This window comes from bacterium, assembly GCA_035308905.1.
GTDB lineage: Bacteria > Sysuimicrobiota > Sysuimicrobiia > Sysuimicrobiales > Segetimicrobiaceae > DASSJF01.
Window position 1 is genome coordinate 1 of record DATGFS010000060.1, and the last position, 17,746, is coordinate 17,746.

Annotated in this window: 16 protein-coding genes and 1 pseudogene; 16 read left to right on the top strand and 1 reads right to left on the bottom strand. The window is 71.6% G+C overall.

What is annotated here, in order from left to right; translation table 11 throughout:
• The first annotated feature begins 246 nt into the window (after positions 1–246).
• From VKT83_16750 to VKT83_16825, 16 genes and pseudogenes are all read left to right on the top strand, one after another.
• Positions 247–1,110, top strand: coding sequence for a shikimate dehydrogenase (locus VKT83_16750; protein HLY24116.1), 864 nt, complete (start codon positions 247–249; stop codon positions 1,108–1,110).
• A gap of 4 nt (positions 1,111–1,114) precedes the next feature.
• A complete protein-coding gene (gene aroC / locus VKT83_16755; GenBank protein HLY24117.1) occupies positions 1,115–2,251 on the top strand; it encodes a chorismate synthase in 1,137 nt (378 codons plus the stop codon).
• Positions 2,248–4,071: a 3-dehydroquinate synthase gene (aroB, locus tag VKT83_16760; GenBank protein HLY24118.1), complete on the top strand. Its 1,824-nt coding sequence runs from the start codon at positions 2,248–2,250 to the stop codon at positions 4,069–4,071. Before aroC ends, aroB begins: the two co-directional genes overlap by 4 nt.
• Positions 4,064–4,492, top strand: a pseudogene (gene aroQ / locus VKT83_16765) (type II 3-dehydroquinate dehydratase). Before aroB ends, aroQ begins: the two are co-directional and overlap by 8 nt.
• 224 nt (positions 4,493–4,716) lie before the next feature.
• Entirely contained in the window at positions 4,717–5,088 is a 372-nt protein-coding gene (aroH, locus tag VKT83_16770) for a chorismate mutase (GenBank protein HLY24119.1), read from the top strand.
• Entirely contained in the window at positions 5,085–6,365 is a 1,281-nt protein-coding gene (aroA, locus tag VKT83_16775; protein HLY24120.1) for a 3-phosphoshikimate 1-carboxyvinyltransferase, read from the top strand. Before aroH ends, aroA begins: the two co-directional genes overlap by 4 nt.
• Positions 6,365–7,108 (top strand): sulfite exporter TauE/SafE family protein, encoded by a 744-nt coding sequence (locus VKT83_16780; protein HLY24121.1) that lies wholly within the window; start codon positions 6,365–6,367, stop codon positions 7,106–7,108. Before aroA ends, VKT83_16780 begins: the two co-directional genes overlap by 1 nt.
• Before the next feature lie 31 nt (positions 7,109–7,139).
• Positions 7,140–7,625 carry a DinB family protein gene (locus tag VKT83_16785; protein HLY24122.1) on the top strand — a complete coding sequence of 162 codons (486 nt, stop codon included), beginning with the start codon at positions 7,140–7,142 and terminating at the stop codon, positions 7,623–7,625.
• A gap of 108 nt (positions 7,626–7,733) precedes the next feature.
• Positions 7,734–9,761, top strand: coding sequence for a molybdopterin-dependent oxidoreductase (locus tag VKT83_16790; protein HLY24123.1), 2,028 nt, complete (start codon positions 7,734–7,736; stop codon positions 9,759–9,761).
• 95 nt (positions 9,762–9,856) lie between these two features.
• Complete coding sequence (gene nadC, locus VKT83_16795; protein HLY24124.1) at positions 9,857–10,762, top strand: carboxylating nicotinate-nucleotide diphosphorylase; 906 nt, start codon at positions 9,857–9,859, stop codon at positions 10,760–10,762.
• A 27-nt stretch (positions 10,763–10,789) separates the two neighbouring features.
• Positions 10,790–11,863 (top strand): quinolinate synthase NadA, encoded by a 1,074-nt coding sequence (nadA, locus tag VKT83_16800; protein HLY24125.1) that lies wholly within the window; start codon positions 10,790–10,792, stop codon positions 11,861–11,863.
• Between the two features lie 53 nt (positions 11,864–11,916).
• Entirely contained in the window at positions 11,917–13,119 is a 1,203-nt protein-coding gene (locus tag VKT83_16805; protein HLY24126.1) for a GAF domain-containing sensor histidine kinase, read from the top strand.
• Positions 13,119–13,769: a response regulator transcription factor gene (locus VKT83_16810; GenBank protein HLY24127.1), complete on the top strand. Its 651-nt coding sequence runs from the start codon at positions 13,119–13,121 to the stop codon at positions 13,767–13,769. The genes VKT83_16805 and VKT83_16810 overlap by 1 nt, the downstream gene beginning before the upstream one ends.
• Positions 13,770–13,961: 192 nt before the next feature.
• Positions 13,962–14,714, top strand: a complete 753-nt coding sequence (locus tag VKT83_16815; GenBank protein HLY24128.1) for an SDR family oxidoreductase — start codon at positions 13,962–13,964, stop codon at positions 14,712–14,714.
• The gene (locus VKT83_16820; protein HLY24129.1) at positions 14,711–15,763 is read left to right on the top strand and encodes an S-adenosylmethionine:tRNA ribosyltransferase-isomerase; all 1,053 of its coding nucleotides are present in this window, start codon (positions 14,711–14,713) and stop codon (positions 15,761–15,763) included. Before VKT83_16815 ends, VKT83_16820 begins: the two co-directional genes overlap by 4 nt.
• Before the next feature lie 117 nt (positions 15,764–15,880).
• The gene (locus tag VKT83_16825; GenBank protein HLY24130.1) at positions 15,881–17,014 is read left to right on the top strand and encodes an FAD-dependent monooxygenase; all 1,134 of its coding nucleotides are present in this window, start codon (positions 15,881–15,883) and stop codon (positions 17,012–17,014) included.
• A gap of 22 nt (positions 17,015–17,036) precedes the next feature.
• Here the strand turns inward: VKT83_16825 and VKT83_16830 are convergent, their stop codons facing one another.
• A complete protein-coding gene (locus VKT83_16830; protein ID HLY24131.1) occupies positions 17,037–17,549 on the bottom strand; it encodes a hypothetical protein in 513 nt (170 codons plus the stop codon).
• Positions 17,550–17,746 lie beyond the last annotated feature (197 nt).

Here is a 17,746-nt window from a genome sequence, read left to right on the forward strand (position 1 = left end):
GGCTACGGTGAGATCGGTCAGTGCTGGCACACTGGCCACGGGCGTATCCTCCTTTCAATGTGGGATCGGGTTGTTGGATGGGGGGTACGCCCCTCGTTTTGGGGCTCCTCTTCGAAAGTCCACAACGCAGCGTACACTACCCAGGCCGGTCCTACACTTGTGCCGTTCCTCCGATGTTGCCTATAATTGATGCCTGCCACTCAGGCGAGGCGCGGGAGGGGTCGTACGGAAATCGACGCGGGGACGATGCTCGTCGGTCTGATCGGGGACGCGGTGCGGCGCAGCCTGTCCCCGCGCATGCACAACGCGGCGTTCGCCGCGACCGGCCTGAACTGGTGTTACGTGGCGCTGCCCGTCGGCCGTGCCCGCCTGGGCGACGCGCTGCGCGGGCTCGTGGCCCTCGGCGCCGCGGGGGCCAACGTGACCGTACCGCATAAGGAGGCCGCGCTCGCCTATCTCGACGAGACCTCCGACGAGGCGCGCGCGATCGGCGCGGTCAACACGGTCCGCGTCGACGGAGAGCGCCTGATCGGATACAACACCGACGGCGGCGGGCTGCTCGACGCGCTGCGCATCGACGGCGGCGTCGGCGTGGGCGGCGCGCGGGCGGTCGTGGTCGGCGCGGGCGGCGCCGCCCGCGCCGCGGCGTTCGCGCTCGCGGATGCCGGAGCCGCGTCCGTCGTCATCGCCAACCGCAACTGGGACCGCGCCGCGTCGCTCGTCGCGGACGTGCGGCGCGCGTTCCCGCGCAGCGCCGTGGAAGCGGTGCCGCTCGACGGCGCCGTGGTCGCGCGGATGCGCGATGCCTCGCTGCTGGTGCAGGCGACGACGGTCGGATCCGGGGCCGAGCGCGCGGAAACGCCGGTGCCCGCGGACGCGCTCCACCCCGGCCTCCTTGTGATGGATATGGTGTACGAGCCGCGTGAGACCGTGCTGCTGCGCGACGCGCGGGCGCGCGGATGCCCGACGCTCGAGGGGCGGTCGATGCTGGTCTATCAGGGGGCGCGCGCCTTCGAGCTCTGGACCGGGCGCCGGGCCCCCACCGAAGTGATGCGGCGCGCGGTCGGGCTGGCGGGCGACATGCCGGCGGCCCGCGTGGGAGGACGGTAGGCGGATGCTGCGGTTTCTGACATCGGGCGAATCACACGGCCGCGGGCTTCTCGTCGTCGTCGAGGGAATGCCGGCCGGCGTGCCGGTATCCGAGGACGCGATCAACGAGCAGCTGGCGCGCCGCCAGCGCGGCTACGGCCGCGGCGGCCGCATGCAGATCGAACAGGATCGCGCGGAGATCTACACCGGCGTGATGAGCGGCACGACGATCGGCGCGCCGGTCGGGCTGGCGATCGCGAACAAGGACTGGAGGAAGGACGAGCCGCCGCTGACCCGGCCGCGGCCCGGACACGCCGATCTCGCCGGCGCGCTGAAGTACCACTTCGACGACGTGCGCCGCGTGCTCGAGCGGTCGAGCGCGCGCGAGACCGTCGCGCGCGTCGCGGCCGGCGCGCTTGCGCGGATCCTGCTTGCGCAGTTCGGGATCACGCTGTTCAGCCACGTGGTCGAGCTCGGCGGCATCGCCGCGGAGCGGCGGCCCGCGCGCAAGGAAGAGATTCCGGCGATCGCGGAAGCCTCGCCGCTGCGCTGCGCGGACCCCGAGGCGGAGCGGCGGATGATCGCCGCGATCGACGAGGCGAAGGCCCGCGGCGATACGCTCGGCGGCGTCTTCGAGGTGGTCGTGCTCGGCCTGCCGGTCGGACTCGGCACGTACGTGCACTGGGACCGGCGGCTCGACGGCCGGCTTGCGCAGGCGATGGTCTCGATCAACGCGATGAAAGGGGTCGAGATCGGCCGCGGCTTCGAAGAGGCGCGGCTGCCGGGCTCCGCCGCGCACGATGAGATTTTCTACGAAGCGGGCCGCGGGTTCTACCGGCGTACGAATCAGTCGGGCGGGACCGAAGGCGGTATGACGACCGGCGAGCCGCTCGTCGTGCGTGTGGCGATGAAGCCGCTCAGTACGCTGCGCAGTCCGCTCGCCTCCGTCGACATTGTGACGAAAGAGCGTGTGGAAGCTGCGGTTGTTCGCAGCGATGTGACTGCGGTGCCCGCCGCCGGCGTGATCGGTGAAGCGATGGCGGCGCTTGTGCTCGCCGATGCCATGCTCGAGAAATTCGGCGGCGACAGCCTCGACCAGATGCGCGTCGCGCACGACGCGCACCGGCGGTGGGTCGAGCGCGGGCCGGGCGACGGGGTGTGAGCGCGGAGGCGGGGTCGTCCGTGCCGGACGTGGAGTCCGGCACGGCGGGTGGGGTTGAGGCGGAGCGTGACGGTGTGCGTGTGCCGGCGCGGCCCGCCGCGCCGGCACACAGCCGGGCGGGCGATGCGAACGCGCGTTCGGATACGAACATCGCTCGGTCTCTCAACATCGTCCTCATCGGATTCATGGGCACGGGCAAGACCGCGGTCGGGCGCCGCCTCGCGGAGCGGCTGAGGCGGCCGTTCGTTGACACCGACACGATCATCGAGACGCGCGATGGCCGCACGATTGCGCGCATCTTTGCCGAGGACGGTGAGCCCGCGTTTCGCGGACTCGAGGCCGCGGCCGTGGCCGAGGCCGGCGCGTCCCACGGTGCCGTCATCGCCACCGGCGGCGGCGTGCCGCTCCGGCCCGACAACATGCGGCACCTCCGGCGGCACGGCGTCATCGTGGCCCTGACCGCGTCGCCGCGCGCGATCCTCGCGCGGGTGGGGGGCGGCGCCGACCGGCCCCTGCTCGGCCCGGACCCCGAGGCCGCGGTGCGGCGCTTGCTCGCCGAGCGCGACGCGGCCTACCGCGACGCCGATCTGGTGGTTGACACGTCGGACCGCTCGACGGACGAGGTGGCGGAGTACGTGCTGGCGTTCGTGGAGTCGCGGAGCGTGGCGCGGACATCCCCGGCGCGCACCTCGACACGCCGGGAAGCCGCCGGCCCGCCGCCGCCGCGGACCGTGCGCGTGGAGTTAGGCGAGCGCGGCTACGACGTACACGTCGGTGCCGCGCTGCTGTCGCGCCTTCCGGACCTGCTGCGCGAGGCGGGCATCACGGGACGCCTCGCGCTGCTCACCCATCCGCGGCTCGACACCCGCTACGGCCGGCCGCTGGCGGACGCGCTGCGCGCCGCGGGACGAGACGTCGTGACGGTCACCGTTCCGCCGTCGGAGGCGAGCAAGAGCCTGCGTGTCGCCGCCCGGGTCTACGACGCGCTGGTCGACGCGCAACTCGACCGCGGGTCGGCCCTGCTCGCGCTCGGCGGCGGTGTGGCCGGCGACCTCGGCGGGTTTGTCGCGGCGACGTTTCTCCGCGGCATCCGGTGGGCGGCGCTCCCGACGACGCTGCTCGCCCAGGTGGACGCGTCGATCGGGGGCAAGACCGCGGTCGATCATCCGCGCGCCAAGAACCTGATCGGCGCGGTGCATCAGCCCGCGCTCGTCGTCGCGGACATCGACACCCTCACCTCCCTGCCGCGGCGGCAGCTGCGGTCCGGCATGGCGGAGGTCATCAAGACCGGCGTGATCGGCGCTCCCGATTTGTTCGAGTTCCTGGAAGCCAATCTCCGGGCCGTGCTGGCGCGGCGTGCGGCGGCGCTGGTCCACACGATCGAGCGCTGCGCCTCGTACAAAGCCCGCATCGTCGCCGCCGACGAGCGCGAGTCCGGCGAGCGCATCGTCCTCAACTACGGGCACACGATCGGGCACGGCATCGAAGCCGCGGCGGGCTACCGCGGGCTCACGCACGGGGAGGCGATCGCGGTCGGGATGACGCTCGAGGCGCGGCTCGCCCTGCGGCTCGGCGTCTGCGACGGCGAGCTCCTGGCGCGGCAGACGGCGCTGCTCACGGCCGCCGGCCTGCCGGTCCGCCTGAGCGGGCTCGGCGCGGCGAAGCCGGCGGGGGCGCCGGCGATTCTCGCCGCGATGACGCACGATAAGAAAGCGCGGGCGGGCCGGCTCCGGTTCGTCCTCCCCGCGTCGATCGGCCGGACGGTCGTCCGCGACGACGTGCCGCCCGCACTTCTCGAGGAGGTGCTTGGCGATGCTTAGGGTGCTCGTTCTGCACGGTGCGAACCTGAATCTGCTCGGCCGCCGGGAGCCTCACCTCTACGGGTCGTCCACACTCGATGACGTCGAGCGCGACCTTCGCGTGCTGGGGCGCGAGCTGGGCGTCGAGCTCGAGTTCGCGCAGAGCAATCACGAGGGTACCCTGATCGACCGGCTGCAGACCGCGCCGGCGCGCTACGCCGCGGTCGTGTTCAACCCGGGGGGCTTCACGCACACCAGCGTCGCGCTGCGCGACACCATCGCGGCGATCGAGATCCCCGTTGTCGAGGTGCACCTGTCCAATATTCACGCGCGCGAAGCGTTCCGCGGTCGCTCCTACACCGCGGCCGCCGCGGCGGGGCAGATCGCCGGCTTCGGCGTGCAGAGTTACCTGCTCGGCCTGCGCGCCGCGGCGGCGCTCGCCGCCGCGCCCGCCGGACAGGCTGCGGAGCCCGCGGGCGGCGCGCGCCGGAGCCCGTCCGACGGCGCCCCCTCGCGGGGCCAGGCCGGGCGAACGAAGCCCGCGCCCGCGCGCGCGGCGAAGGCATCCGCGCGCCTCTCCCGGAACGGTGCGCGGCGCCGATCGGGGCGCCGGTAGCCGGCGCCGGCCAAAGGAGCACCTCGGCGATCGTCGAAGGAACGCCGATCATGCGGTTTCGCGGCATCCGTGGAGCGGTCACAGTCGACGCCAACACCGAGGGCGCCATCCTCGAAGCGACGGCCGTCATGCTGAAGGCGATGGTCTCGCAGAACGAGGTCGACCCCGACGACATCGCCGGGGTCGTCTTCACCGTGACGCCCGACCTCAACGCCGCGTTCCCGGCCGAAGCGGCCCGCCGGAACTTGGGCTGGGGCCAGGTGCCGCTGATGTGCACGCAGGAGGTGGCGGTGCCCGGCGCGCTGGCGCGCTGCGTGCGTGCGCTGATGTTCGTCAACACCACGAAGACCGCCGATGAAGTCCGCCACGTCTACCTCCGCGGCGCGGAGCGGCTCCGCCCCGATCTGATCGCAGGCGCCTGATGTCTCTCGTGGTCGCTCCGGGCCGCGCGCTCCGCGGGATAGTGCGCGTGCCCGGCGACAAGTCGATCTCACACCGCGCGGTGCTGCTCGGCGCGCTGGCGAGCGGCGCCACGTCCGTCGACGGATTTCTCCGCGCGGAGGATTGTCTTGCGACCGTGCGGTGCGTGCGCGCGCTCGGCATCGAGGTCGACGACGACGGCGAACGGCTGACGGTGCACGGCGGCGCGCTCAGCCAACCCGACGACGTCCTCGACGCCGGCAACTCCGGCACCACGATCCGGCTGCTCACCGGGATCCTGGCCGGCCAGCCGTTCCGGAGCACCATCACCGGTGATGCGAGCGTCCGGCGCCGTCCGATGGACCGCATCGCCGAGCCGCTCCGGCGCATGGGCGCGCGCATCACGGGCCGCGACGGCGGCCGGCTCGCGCCGCTCACGATCGAGGGCGGGGCGCTGCGGGCGATCGCCTATACGACGCCGGTCGCCAGCGCGCAGGTGAAGTCGGCGATTCTGCTCGCGGCGCTCTTCGCCGCGGGCGAGACCGCCGTGACGGAGCCGTCGCTGAGCCGCGATCACACCGAACGGATGCTGGCGGGGTTCGGGGTCCCCGTGATGCGCGAGGGGCTCACGGTGCGCCTCCGTGGACCGGCGGCGCCGGCGGCGGCGCCGGTCCGCGTGCCGGGCGACATCTCGTCGGCGGCGTTCTTTCTGGTCGCCGCGGCGATCGTGCCCGGCTCGGTTGTGACCGTTCGCGGCGTCGGCCTCAACCCGACCCGCACCGGCGTGCTCGATGTGCTGCGCGCGATGGGGGCGTCCGTCGAGATCGAGGGCGTGCACGACGCCGGCGGCGAGCCGGCCGGCGACGTCACCGTTCGCGCCGCCGCGCTCCACGGAACGGTGATCGGCGGCGGGCTGATCCCGCGGCTCATCGACGAACTGCCGGTCCTCGCGGTCGCCGCCAGCGTGGCGGACGGCGAGACGGTCATCCGGGACGCCGCGGAGCTGCGCGTCAAGGAATCCGATCGCATCGCCGCGCTGGCGCGCGAACTCGGCGCGATCGGGGCGCGCGTCGAGGCGCAGGCGGACGGCCTCGCGATCCGCGGCGTGCCGCGCCTGCGCGGCGGACGCGCGGCGAGCGGCGGCGACCATCGCGTCGCGATGGCGTTGGCGGTGGCCGGTCTGCGGGCGGCCGGCCCGGTGACCGTGGACGACACCGACTGCATCGGCACCTCGTTTCCCGGCTTCGAGGAGACCCTGCGAAGCCTTACCGCCGCCTGATGCCCGATCCCGCGCAGCTGCTGCTCATCTCGGCCGTGATCGCCGGCGCCGCGATGATCAAGGGGACGATGGGCTTCGGATTTCCGCTCGTCGGCATTCCGCTCTTGTCCGCGATTATCGGTCCGCGCGCGGCCGTGCCGGTGATCGCCGTGCCCACGCTGCTCAGCAACTTCATTATGGTGAGCCGCGGCTCCGCGAGCCGCGCCAGCGCGCACCTGCTGCTCGCGATCGCCGGCCTCGCGGTCGGCACGCTGGCCGGCGCCGCGGTGATCAAGGTGCTCGATCCCCGGATGCTGTCCGTGCTCGTGGGCGCCGTGACCCTCGGCTACGTGCTCGCGACGGCGTTCCGCCTCACGGCCCTCGTGCCCGAGGCGGCCGGCCGGCGGGCGGCGCCGGTGGTCGGTCTCGCGGCCGGCGTGCTCGGCGGGGCGACCGGCATCTTCGCGCCGCTGCTCGCCAGCTATCTGCACCTGCTGCATATGGCGAAGCGCGACTTCGTCTTCTGGCTCACGATTATGTTCTTCGTCAGCAACATCGTGCAGGTCGCGAGCTACGCGCACCTCGGTCTCTACGCCGGCCAGGTGCTCCTGCTGGCGCTGATCGGCTGCGTGCCGATGGCGATCGGCACCTGGTCCGGGCTGGTCCTGCAAGACAGGATCGACCCCGAGGTGTTCGGACGGATTGTGCTCGGGATCGTCTTCGTCGCATCGCTCAACCTGCTGGTGCGCGGTCTGCTGCGGTAGCAGCGCATTTCGAGCACACGGGGTGGCCGGCATGGACCTCACGGGATGGATCGTCGAGCGGTTCGAGCTGACCAACAAGCTGGGCAACTGGGCGGCGCACGGAGTCGCGCCGGCGCTCGAGGGCGTGACCGTCGAGATGGCCAACTGGCGTCCGGCCCCGGACCAGCACACGATCGCCGAGATGATCGCGCACCTCGCGTATCATCGGGAGCTGGTGGCCCTGCGCCTGCGGGGCGAGCCGAAGGACTATCGGACCGAGGACGACTGGCAGACCGGCGCTGCGACCGACGACGGCCTGACGCAGCTACGCGCACGGCTCGACCGGGCGCACCGGGACGTGGCGGCCGCGCTCGCCGAGCTCAAGCCCGACGAACTGCTGAAGCCGGTGATGGCGTCGTGGCTCTCGCCGAAGCGGCTCACCCGAACGATCGACCTCGGCGTGGACATCGCGACGCACGACCTCTACCATGCCGGACAGATCTTCGTGCTCAAACGGCTGTACGCCGCGCGCGGTTGAGCGGTTGAACCGGCCGTACACCGTCACGCGCGGTGCACCTAGGAATATTGACCGCGGGCCGCTGCCGCGGTTAGATAGGTAGCAATCGCCCGACCGGAGCGCCGAAGCGTGAAGACCGTCATCCGGACCGTGTGCGCGCACGACTGCCCCGACATGTGCTCGCTGCTCGTGCATGTCGAGGACGGCCGCATCACGCGCATTCAGGGCGATCCGGACCAGCCGTTCACCGCCGGCTTCGCGTGTGCCAAGGTGAGCCGCGAGCACGAACTGGTCCATTCCGCGGAACGGCTCGCGCACCCGCTGCGGCGTACCGGACCCAAGGGCAGCGGCGCCTTCGCCCCGATCACGTGGGACGCGGCGCTCGACGAGATCACGGCGACATGGCGCCGGATCATGGAGACGGACGGACCGCTCGGCATCCTCGGCTACTGCTACAGCGCGCACCAGGGCGTCTTCAATCGTGGGCTGCTGCTCGGGCTGTTCCACGCGCTCGGCACGACGCGCCTCATCGCCGGCACGGTCTGCGACTCGTGTTCCGACGAAGCGTGGGACGCGACCCTGGGGTCCGTCGGCGGGGCCGACCCGGAGTCGGTGCTGGTATCGGACCTCGTGATCGCGTGGAGCGCCGACCTCGTGACGACGAACGTGCACTTCTGGGCCAAGGTCGAAGAGGCGCGCCGCGGCGGGACCAAGCTCGTCGTGATCGATCCGCGCCGCAGCCGCACCGCGGCCCAGGCCGACTGGCATCTCGCGCCGAGGATCGGGACCGACGCCGCGCTGGCCCTCGGCGTGATGCACGTCCTCGTCCGAGACGGCCTGTGCGACCGGGCGTATCTCGCCCGGGAGACAACCGGCTTCGAGCGCCTCGAGCGCGAGGTGCTGCCGCGGTTCACACCGGCCCGCACCGAGGCGATCACCGGCATCGCCGCCGCGGGTGTCGAGCGGCTCGCCCGGACGTACGGCCGCGCCCGCGCGCCGTTCATCCGCGTCGGCTGGGGTATGTCGCGCAGCGCGCAGGGCGGCCAGGCGATCCGTGCGGTCGCGCTGCTGCCCGGCGTCACCGGCGCCTACGCGCGGCCCGGCGGCGGAGCCCTCCTTGGCACGTCGTCCGGCTTCGGCTTCAGCCTCGACCCGATCCGGAAGCCCTCCGGCCCCGACACGGTTCGCACGGTCAACCACTCGCGCCTCGGCGAGGCGCTGCTGACGCTCGGCAATCCGCCGATCCGGGCGCTCTTCGTCGCGGGCAACAACCCCGCGGTCACGTGTCCCGACGCCGGCGCGGTCCGGCGGGGGCTCGCGCGCGAGGATCTGTTCACCGTCGTGCACGCGCCGTTTCTGTCGGATACCGCGCGGTACGCGGACATCGTCCTGCCGGCCGCGACCTTCCTCGAGACCGAGGACTTCTACCGCGCCTACGGCGCGTACTACATGCAGTTCGGACCGCGCGCGATCGCGCCGGTCGGTGAGGCGTGGCCCAACTTGAAACTCGCGCAGGAGCTGGCACGCCGGCTCGAGGTGCGGGACGCGGTGTTCTCCATGACGACCGACGAGCTGCTGCGCGCGCTGTGGAGCCGCGCGGACGGTCCGGCCGCGGCCGTCGATCCCGCCTCGGTCCGCGAAGCCGGTCCGATCAAGGTCCGCGCGAACGGCGGCGGTCAGCGCTTCGCGACGCCGTCGGGCAAGTTGGAGTTCTACTCGGCCCATCTCGCCTCACGGGGCCTCCCGCCGTTGCCGGACTGGGCGCCGGACGCCGCGGAGACGGCGGACGCGGCCCGCTGGCCCCTGCGCCTTCTCACCGCGCCCGGCTACTACCAGAGCCACACCGCGTTTTCGGGCAACGAACGGCTTCGGAAACGCCAGGGTCCGCCGGTCGCCATCCTGCATCCGTCCGAGGCGGCGCGCCGCAGCCTCCGGGACGGCGAGGCGGTCGACCTCGTGAACGACCGCGGCGCGGTCGGTCTCACCCTGCGCGTGAGCGATGAGGTGCCCGCCGGGGTCGTGCTCGTGCCCGGCCAGCGGCCGAGCGGTGAGGCGCGCCACGGCACCGTCAACCTGCTGTGCTCCGATCGGTACACCGATATCGGCGAGGGGGCCACCTACCAGAGCACCTTCCTGGACGTCCGCCGTGCGCAATAATTCGCGCTACAATAGCGTTTGCCAGTTCGGGGGCCTTCGGCCGGGCGTGAGAGCCCGGCGCAGCACGACCGCGATCGTTCCCCAGAGGATTCGGCATGGCACACTCAACCGCGGACACGACGGCCGGCGCCGATGACATCCTGGCCGGCGGCGGGTCCGCCGGCACGGAAGAGGTCGCGTCGATCGTCCGGTGCGCGCTGGCCGAAGATCTCGGCCGCGGCGACGTCACCACGGATTCGATCGTGCCCGCGGGCGCGCTGGCGCACGGACAGTTCATCGCCAAGGCTGCCGGCGTGATCGCCGGATGGGACGCCGTTGCGGCGGTGTTCGCGGCGTGCGACCGTCGCGCGGCGGTGCAGCCGATCGTGCACGACGGCAGAGACGTGCGGGCCGGCACGCTCATCGGCACGGTCGACGGACCGGCGAGGGCGCTGCTCAGCGGCGAACGCGTGGCGCTCAACTTCCTGCAGCGCATGTCGGGGATCGCGACCATGACGCGGGCGTTCGTCCGCGCGGTCGAGGGGACGCGCGCGATCATTCTCGATACGCGCAAGACCGCGCCCGGGCTCCGTCCGCTCGACCGGCTCGCGGTGCGGCTCGGCGGCGGGACCAACCACCGCTTCGGCCTGTTCGACATGGCGCTCATCAAGGAGAATCACATCACCGCCGCCGGCGGCGTTGCTTCGGCGGTGCGCCGCGTCCGGGCCAATGCGCCCGCGGGCGTCCCGATCGAGGTGGAAGTGCGCTCCCTGGACGAGCTGCGCGAAGCCCTCAACCTGGCCCCCGACCGGATCCTGCTGGACAACATGGACGCGGTCGAGATGCGCGAGGCGGTGCGGATCGCGGACGGCCGGGTGCCGCTGGAAGCCTCTGGGGGTGTGCGCCTCGAGACGGTCGCCGAGATCGCGCGGACCGGCGTGAACTACATCTCGGTCGGAGCGCTCACGCATTCCGTGCGCGCGCTCGACATCAGCCTGGAACTCGAAACAGTCTCGGCGTAACCTGCGCCGGCAAGGTAGGATCGGACGATGCCCGCGACCCTGCTGTACGAACGATTGAAGGACCGGCTCCACGACGTGGTGCCGGACGCGGAGCTCCGCTACAAGGCGGACCTCGCGGACGAGATCAACCGGCTGAAGGCCGAGCGTGACGCCGTCATCCTCGGCCACAATTATATGGAGCCGGCGCTCTACTACTCGATCGCCGATTACACCGGCGATTCGCTCGAGCTGTCCCGGCGCGCCGCCCGGACCGACAAGCCGGTGATCGTGTTTTGCGGCGTGCGCTTCATGGCGGAGACCGCGAAGATCCTCAACCCCACGAAGACGGTCCTCATCCCGTCCGAGCGCGCGGGATGCTCGCTCGCCGCCAGTATTACCGCCTCCGACGTGCGGCGGCTCCGGGAGCGCTTCCCCGGCGTCCCGATCGTCGCGTACGTCAACACCTACGCCGACGTCAAGGCCGAGGTCGACGTCTGCTGCACGTCGAGCAACGCGGTCGCGGTGGTCAACTCCCTCGGCAGCGGCACCGTGATCTTTCTGCCCGACGAATACCTCGCCCGGAACGTCGCGCGCGAGACCGGCCGACGCATCATCATCGCCCGGCCCGGCGGCGCCGCCGTTGCGGTGCCGGGAGACGAGGCCGAGCCGGAGGACGCCGGCCCGGACGCGGCCGCGAACGCGCCGCTCATCGGCTGGGGCGGTCGATGCGAGGTGCACGAGAAGTTCACGGTCGGCGATATCCTGGATGTCCGCCGTCAGTTTCCCGATGCGGTCGTGCTGGCCCACCCCGAGTGCAGCCCCGAGGTCGTGGCCGCGTCCGATTTCTCCGGCAGCACGACCGCCCTGGTCCGGTACGTGGAGCAGTCGCCGGCGCGGCGCTACCTGCTGCTGACCGAATGCGCGATGGGCGACAACGTAGCCGCCGCCAACCCGGACAAGGAAATGCTGCGCCTCTGCAGCGTCCGCTGCCCGCATATGAATCAGATCACGCTCGAGGACACGCTGGAGGCGCTGCGGCAGATGCGCTACGTCGTCGACGTGCCGGAGGAGATTCGCGTGCGCGCCGCGCGTGCCGTCGAGCGGATGGTGGCGATCGGCTGACTGCGGCGGCGAAACGCCGGAAGCGCTCCGGGCCGCCCGCCGCCGTGAACCTGATGCGGCGGGACGCGCGCGGCGGAACGCCCAATCCCCGCCGCGAGGCCCGGCACGTCCGCGAGCTCCGAGTGCTGGCGTCCATCGCGGAAGCCCTCAACAGCGCCCCGGACGTGGAGCGCGCCCTCGCGCGCACGCTCGCGCTGGTGGCCGATCTCCTCGGCCTGCGCACCGGGTGGGTGTGGCTCATCGATCCTGAGTCGGGCCGCTGGTACAACGCCGCGGCGCAGCACCTGCCGCCCTACCTCCGCGAGCCGGTCAGGATGGCCGGACGGTCGTGCTGGTGCATCGAGAGCTTCCGCGACGGCGAGCTGACCCCGAAGAACATCGACGTCATCGAGTGCAGCCGGCTGCGTCCGGCGGTGAAGCGGCACGCCACCGATCTCACGCGCGGCCTCGCCTACCACGCCAGCATCCCGCTGTATTTTCAAGACACGCCGCTCGGCATTATGAACGTGACCGGGCCGGCGTGGCGCCGGCTCACGGCCGAGGAGCTGCGCCTGTTGTCGACGATCGCGTATCAGGTCGGCATTGCGATCGAGCGCGCCCGTCTCGCGGAGCAGGGCGCCCGCCTCGCCCGCGCCGAGGAGCGGACGCGGATCGCCCGCGAAATCCACGACACGCTCGCCCAGTCGCTCACCGCGATCGCGCTGCAGCTCGAGGGCGCCGCACGCGCGGTGGACGCGAATCCCGAACGGGCAAAGGCCCGCGTCGGCCGCGCGCTCGACGTGGCGCGGTCCGGGCTGGAAGAAGCGCGCCGCTCGGTGCTCAATCTCCGCGCCGTCCCCGGCGGCGGCACGCCGCTGCCCGAGGCCCTCGCCGTGCTCGGCCGGACGCTGACCGCGGAAACCGGCGTACGCGTCCACGTGCGGACGACCGGCGCCCGTCCGGTGCCCCAGCGGCTCGAGCCGGAGCTGTTCCGGATCGCGCAGGAAGCCCTCACCAACGTCGGGCGGCACGCGCACGCGACCGAGGTGGAGGTCACCCTGTCCAGCACGCCGCGGGGGATCCGCCTGTCGATCAGCGACAACGGCAAAGGCTTTGCGCCGCGCGCCGTTCCGGAGGGACGGCTGGGTCTCGTCGGGATGCGCGAACGGGCGGAGTTACTCGGCGGGCGGCTTCACGTCGCGAGCGCGGCGCGCCGCGGCGCCACGGTCACGGTCTCGGTGCCGGGGACCGGCCGCGGAGTCGGCCGGCGAAGTTGATGAGCCGGTCGTCGGGCACTATCCGCGTGCTCATCGTCGACGACCACCCGGTCGTGCGCGAAGGGCTCGTCGCCGCGCTCGAGGACGAATCGGACTTTCGCATCGCCGGCGCCGCCGCCTCGGCCGAAGAGGCCTTGAAGTTGGTCGCCACAGCCCGTCCGGACGTCATTCTGCTCGACCTCGAACTGCCGGGCCTCAGCGGTCTCGAAACGATCCCGCGACTGTCCGCGGCGCTCCCCGCAGCCGGCATCATCATCTTCACCGCGTACGACACGGACGAACGCGTACTCGGCGCCGTGCGGGCCGGCGCGCGCGGCTATGTGCTGAAGGGGGCGTCCGTCGACGAGATCGCGCGCGCGATTCGCGCCGTGCACGGCGGCGGGTCCTACCTCGCCTCGCCCGTCGCCGCGAAGATCCTCCGCCAGATGCGGTCGCCGCGCCGCGCGAGCATGACGCTCAGCGATCGCCAGCGCACCGTGCTCCGCGAGGTCGCCGCCGGGCGATCGACCAAGCAGATCGCCCGGGTGCTCGGGATCACAGAGCGTACCGTCAAGTTTCACGTCGCGTCCATCATGAACAAACTGGGTGCCGACAACCGCGCGCAGGCCGTCGCCGAAGCCGCCAAACGCGGTCTCCTCGACCGCGGCTGACGCCCGCGCGGGCCCGGCCGCTTCGGCCGCATCTCCTCTCCCGCCACACGAGTTCGGCCGCCTGTCCGGCCGGACAGGCGGCGCGCTGTTCCAACAGACAGGCCTTCCGCTGCGCCTCCGCGCGGTCTTCGCGTGCCATCCCACGCGCACACTGGTGGCACGGAACGAACCTTGATCGCGGAGGCAGTGCCCATGAAGATCGCCACATCAGTGGTGTTGATTACCGGCGCGTCGCGCGGCCTCGGGCGGGAGCTTGCCCGCCTCTTCGCCGAGCGCGGCGCGCGTCTCATCCTGACGGCCCGCGGCGCGAAGGCGCTCGAGGAAACGGCGGCGATGCTGCGCGGTCTCGTTGGACCGGACGGACGTCCGCCGGACGTCCTGGCCATCCCCGGCGACGTCGGCGATGCCGACCACGCGGAACGGCTGGTGTGGCTCGGGCTCAGGCGCTTCGGGCGCATCGACGTGCTCATCAACAACGCGTCGACCCTCGGCGCGAGCCCGATGCCGCGGCTCGACGCGCTCGACCCGCGGACCTTCGAAGAAACCGTCCGGACCAATGTGACGGCGCCGCTGCGCCTCATGCAGCTGGTGCTCCCGCGGATGAAGGCGCAGGGGAGCGGCGTGATCATCAACGTCACGTCGGATGCGGCGGTGGAAGCCTATCCGGGCTGGGGCGGGTACGGCGCGAGCAAGGCGGCGCTCGAGCACCTGACCCGCATTCTGGCCGCCGAGCTCGACGGCACGGGCGTGCGCGCGTACCTCGTCGATCCCGGTGAGATGAACACGCGCATGCATCAAGACGCCGAGCCGGGCGTGGACCTCTCGCACCTGCCGCCGCCGGAGGCGTCGGCGCCGGCATTTGTTCGTCTGGTCGAGGACGAACCCGCGGCCTTCGGCCGCTTTGCGGCGCAGCAAATGGCCCCTCTCGCGGAGGCGATCTTATGACGCCGGTCGCGGAGATGCCGGTCCGCGGAGCGGTCGGGACGGCCTCCGGCCTCCCGGTGTTCACGCTGCCGCCCGAACTGGAAGCGCACGAGCCGCCCGAAGCGCGCGGGGTGCGGCGCGACGGGGTGCACCTCCTCGTCTCGCATCGCGACGGCGGCCGGATCAGTCATCGCCGGTTCACAGATCTGCCGGACGTGCTCGGGGCGGGCGATCTTCTGGTCGTGAACGATTCGGCGACGATTCCGGCTGCGCTCACCGCCTATCGTGCCGGCGGTGCTGCCATCGCCCTGCATTTGTCGACCGCCCTGACCGCGTCACTCTGGATCGTCGAGCCGCGGCAGACCCGAGTCGCGGCGGGCGAGGTCCTTACGCTTCCGGCCGACGGCGCGGCGCAGATCCTCGCGCCCTATCCGGGGTCGGAGCGCCTATGGATCGCGCAGCTGCGCCTGCCCGAACCGCCGCTTGCCTATCTCGGGCATGCCGGGCGGCCGATCGCCTACCCGTACGTCCGCGGCGAATGGCCGCTTGCGATATACCAGACCGTCTACGCGCGCGAGCCGGGGTCGGCTGAGATGCCGTCGGCCGGACGCGCCTTCACGCCGGCGGTCCTGGCCCACGCGGCGGCGCGCGGCATCGGGCTGGCGCGCATCACGCTCCACACGGGCGTGGCAAGCCTCGAGCGGGACGAACCGCCGATCGAAGAGTGGTACCGTGTCCCCGCCGAGACCGCGGCGGCGATCGAGTCCGCGCGCGCTGCCGGCGGTCGAGTGATCGCGGTCGGCACAACCGTCGTGCGGGCGCTCGAGAGTGCGGCGGACCCGCGGGGCCGAGTCATGCCCTCGCAAGGGTGGACCAACCTCATCATCACGCCGTCGCGGACGATCGGCACAGTGGACGGTCTGCTCACCGGCTTTCACGAGCCGCGCGCCTCGCACCTCGCGATGCTGGCGGCGTTCGCGGGGCAGGAACACCTCGCGCTGGCCTACCGCGCGGCGCTCGATGCCGGCTACCTGTGGCACGAGTTTGGCGATCTACACCTGATTCTCTAGACGGCCGGCCGGCGGCGCTGGTCTGAGCGGCCCCGCGACACCGGAAGGAAGACGGCCGGGAACCGGCAAAACGCAAGTGCCGGCAGTCTGTGTGGGAACTCCCTTCCGGGGTGCCGCATGGCTGATATCCCGCGTATTTTGATCGTCGGCGGAGGCATCGCCGGCCTTACCCTTGCCGCTGCCCTTCACCGGCGTGCGTTCAAGCCGGAACTCGTCGAGCGAAGCCCAACCTGGGACGCCATCGCGATCGGAGCCGGGATCGGTGTCCAGCCCAACGGCATGCGGGTCATGCACGCGCTCGGCATGGGCGCAGCCATCGAGGAGCGAGGATGGGTCAACCCTCGATGGTGCTTTTGCGATCAGCAGGGCGACGTGCTCTGCGAGACCGACCTGGCGACACTGTGGGGCGCGGTCGGACGCTGGGTGGCCATCGCGCGGACAGACCTTCACGAAGTGCTGGTGGCCGGCGCAGCCGGTGTGCCCCAGCGACTCGGTGTCTCCGTCGGCTCTCTGACGCGGCACGCATCCGGCGTCGTGGTCGGCTTCAGCGACGGATCGTCCGGCGAGTACGATCTGGTGGTCGGCGCCGACGGCATCGGCTCGACGGTGCGCCGGCTGACGGTGAGCACCGCCCGGCCCACCGACCTGGGCGCCATGAACTGGCGCGGTGTTGCACCGGTCCGGCCCCGTGGTTTGACGACGCTGCAATTCCTGCTCGGCGATGCGTGCTTTTTCGGCCTGAGCCCGGTGAGCGAAGGGCGCACGTACGGCTTCGGTTATGTCATGCAGCCGCGGGTCCACGATCCGGTGGAGGGCCGGCTGGCTCGGCTTCGCGGCCGCTTTGCGGAGTTTGGTCCCCTCGTGCAGGAGTATCTCGGCGCGTTCGATCGAGACGAGCAGGTCCACTGCTCGGCGATGGAGTGGGTGGACGTCGACAAGTGGTATGCGGACCGAGTGGTGCTGATCGGCGATGCCGCACACGCCAGTTCGCCGCTTATGGGCCAGGGTGGTTGCATGGCGATGGAGGACGCCGTCGTGCTCGCGGAGGTGCTGTCTTCGGCGTCCACGCTAGAGCAGGCCCTCGCGGCGTACGTCGTGCGCCGCCGGCCCAGGGTCACGTGGGTACAGCAACAGAGCATGGCAACGGCGGAGGCCCTGCGCATGCCGCCCGCGGTCCGGAACCCGGCGCTGCGCGAGCGGGGAAATGAGATGCTGCGGTCCAGGTTCGGACCGCTGCTCGCGCCGCCGTAACCGGCAAGGGCTGCTATAAGTCTCATGCCTTGGGCGATTCGGCGAGTGCTGCGCCGAGCGCCATGACGTAGGCAGCCACGGTGGTGAAGAGGAGCGCTGTGAGCGACGCCGCGTACGGCCCGATACCGTTTGCTGTCGCGGGCCCGGCGGCGACCGCGATCAGGTACATCGCGATCGCGAATTGCATGAGCGCGAGAACCTGCACGTAGCGGGGTACCGGTGCGCCGGACGTCGCCGCGCGCCGGCGGCCGCGCAGCGTGGCGACAAATATCAGGATCGGGACGGCGGCGACGATGCTGGACGTGCGCCAGACCGTCTGCGGGGCGATTCCGTAGAGGGAGAGCACGGACGGCAGCATCGAACCGCCGGTCACAATGAGCCCCGGCTGAATAAACGAGAGCACGAAATAGCCCTCGTACCTCGTCAACGCGTCGCCTCGCGCCTGCCGGAAGATGACGAGCAGCGCGGAAAAGCCGATAAAGGTAATAGAAACCGCGGCCAGCGCGTAGAGGTAGGTCGACCCGGATGGCTCCATCGTCCCTCCGCCCTGTGAGCCGGGCAGTCGTTTCGTGACGCCGCCGCGCTTGCCCTCCGGGGCCGCACGCCTGTTCCACCTGCGGGCAGTCCGCCGGGGCGAAGCGACCCGTATGTCGTAGATCAGTGATCCTGTCACCCTAATGGCTCCGTGAAAATGTCACTGGGCTGGTTCTTGAAGCGTTTTGTCCTGAAGCC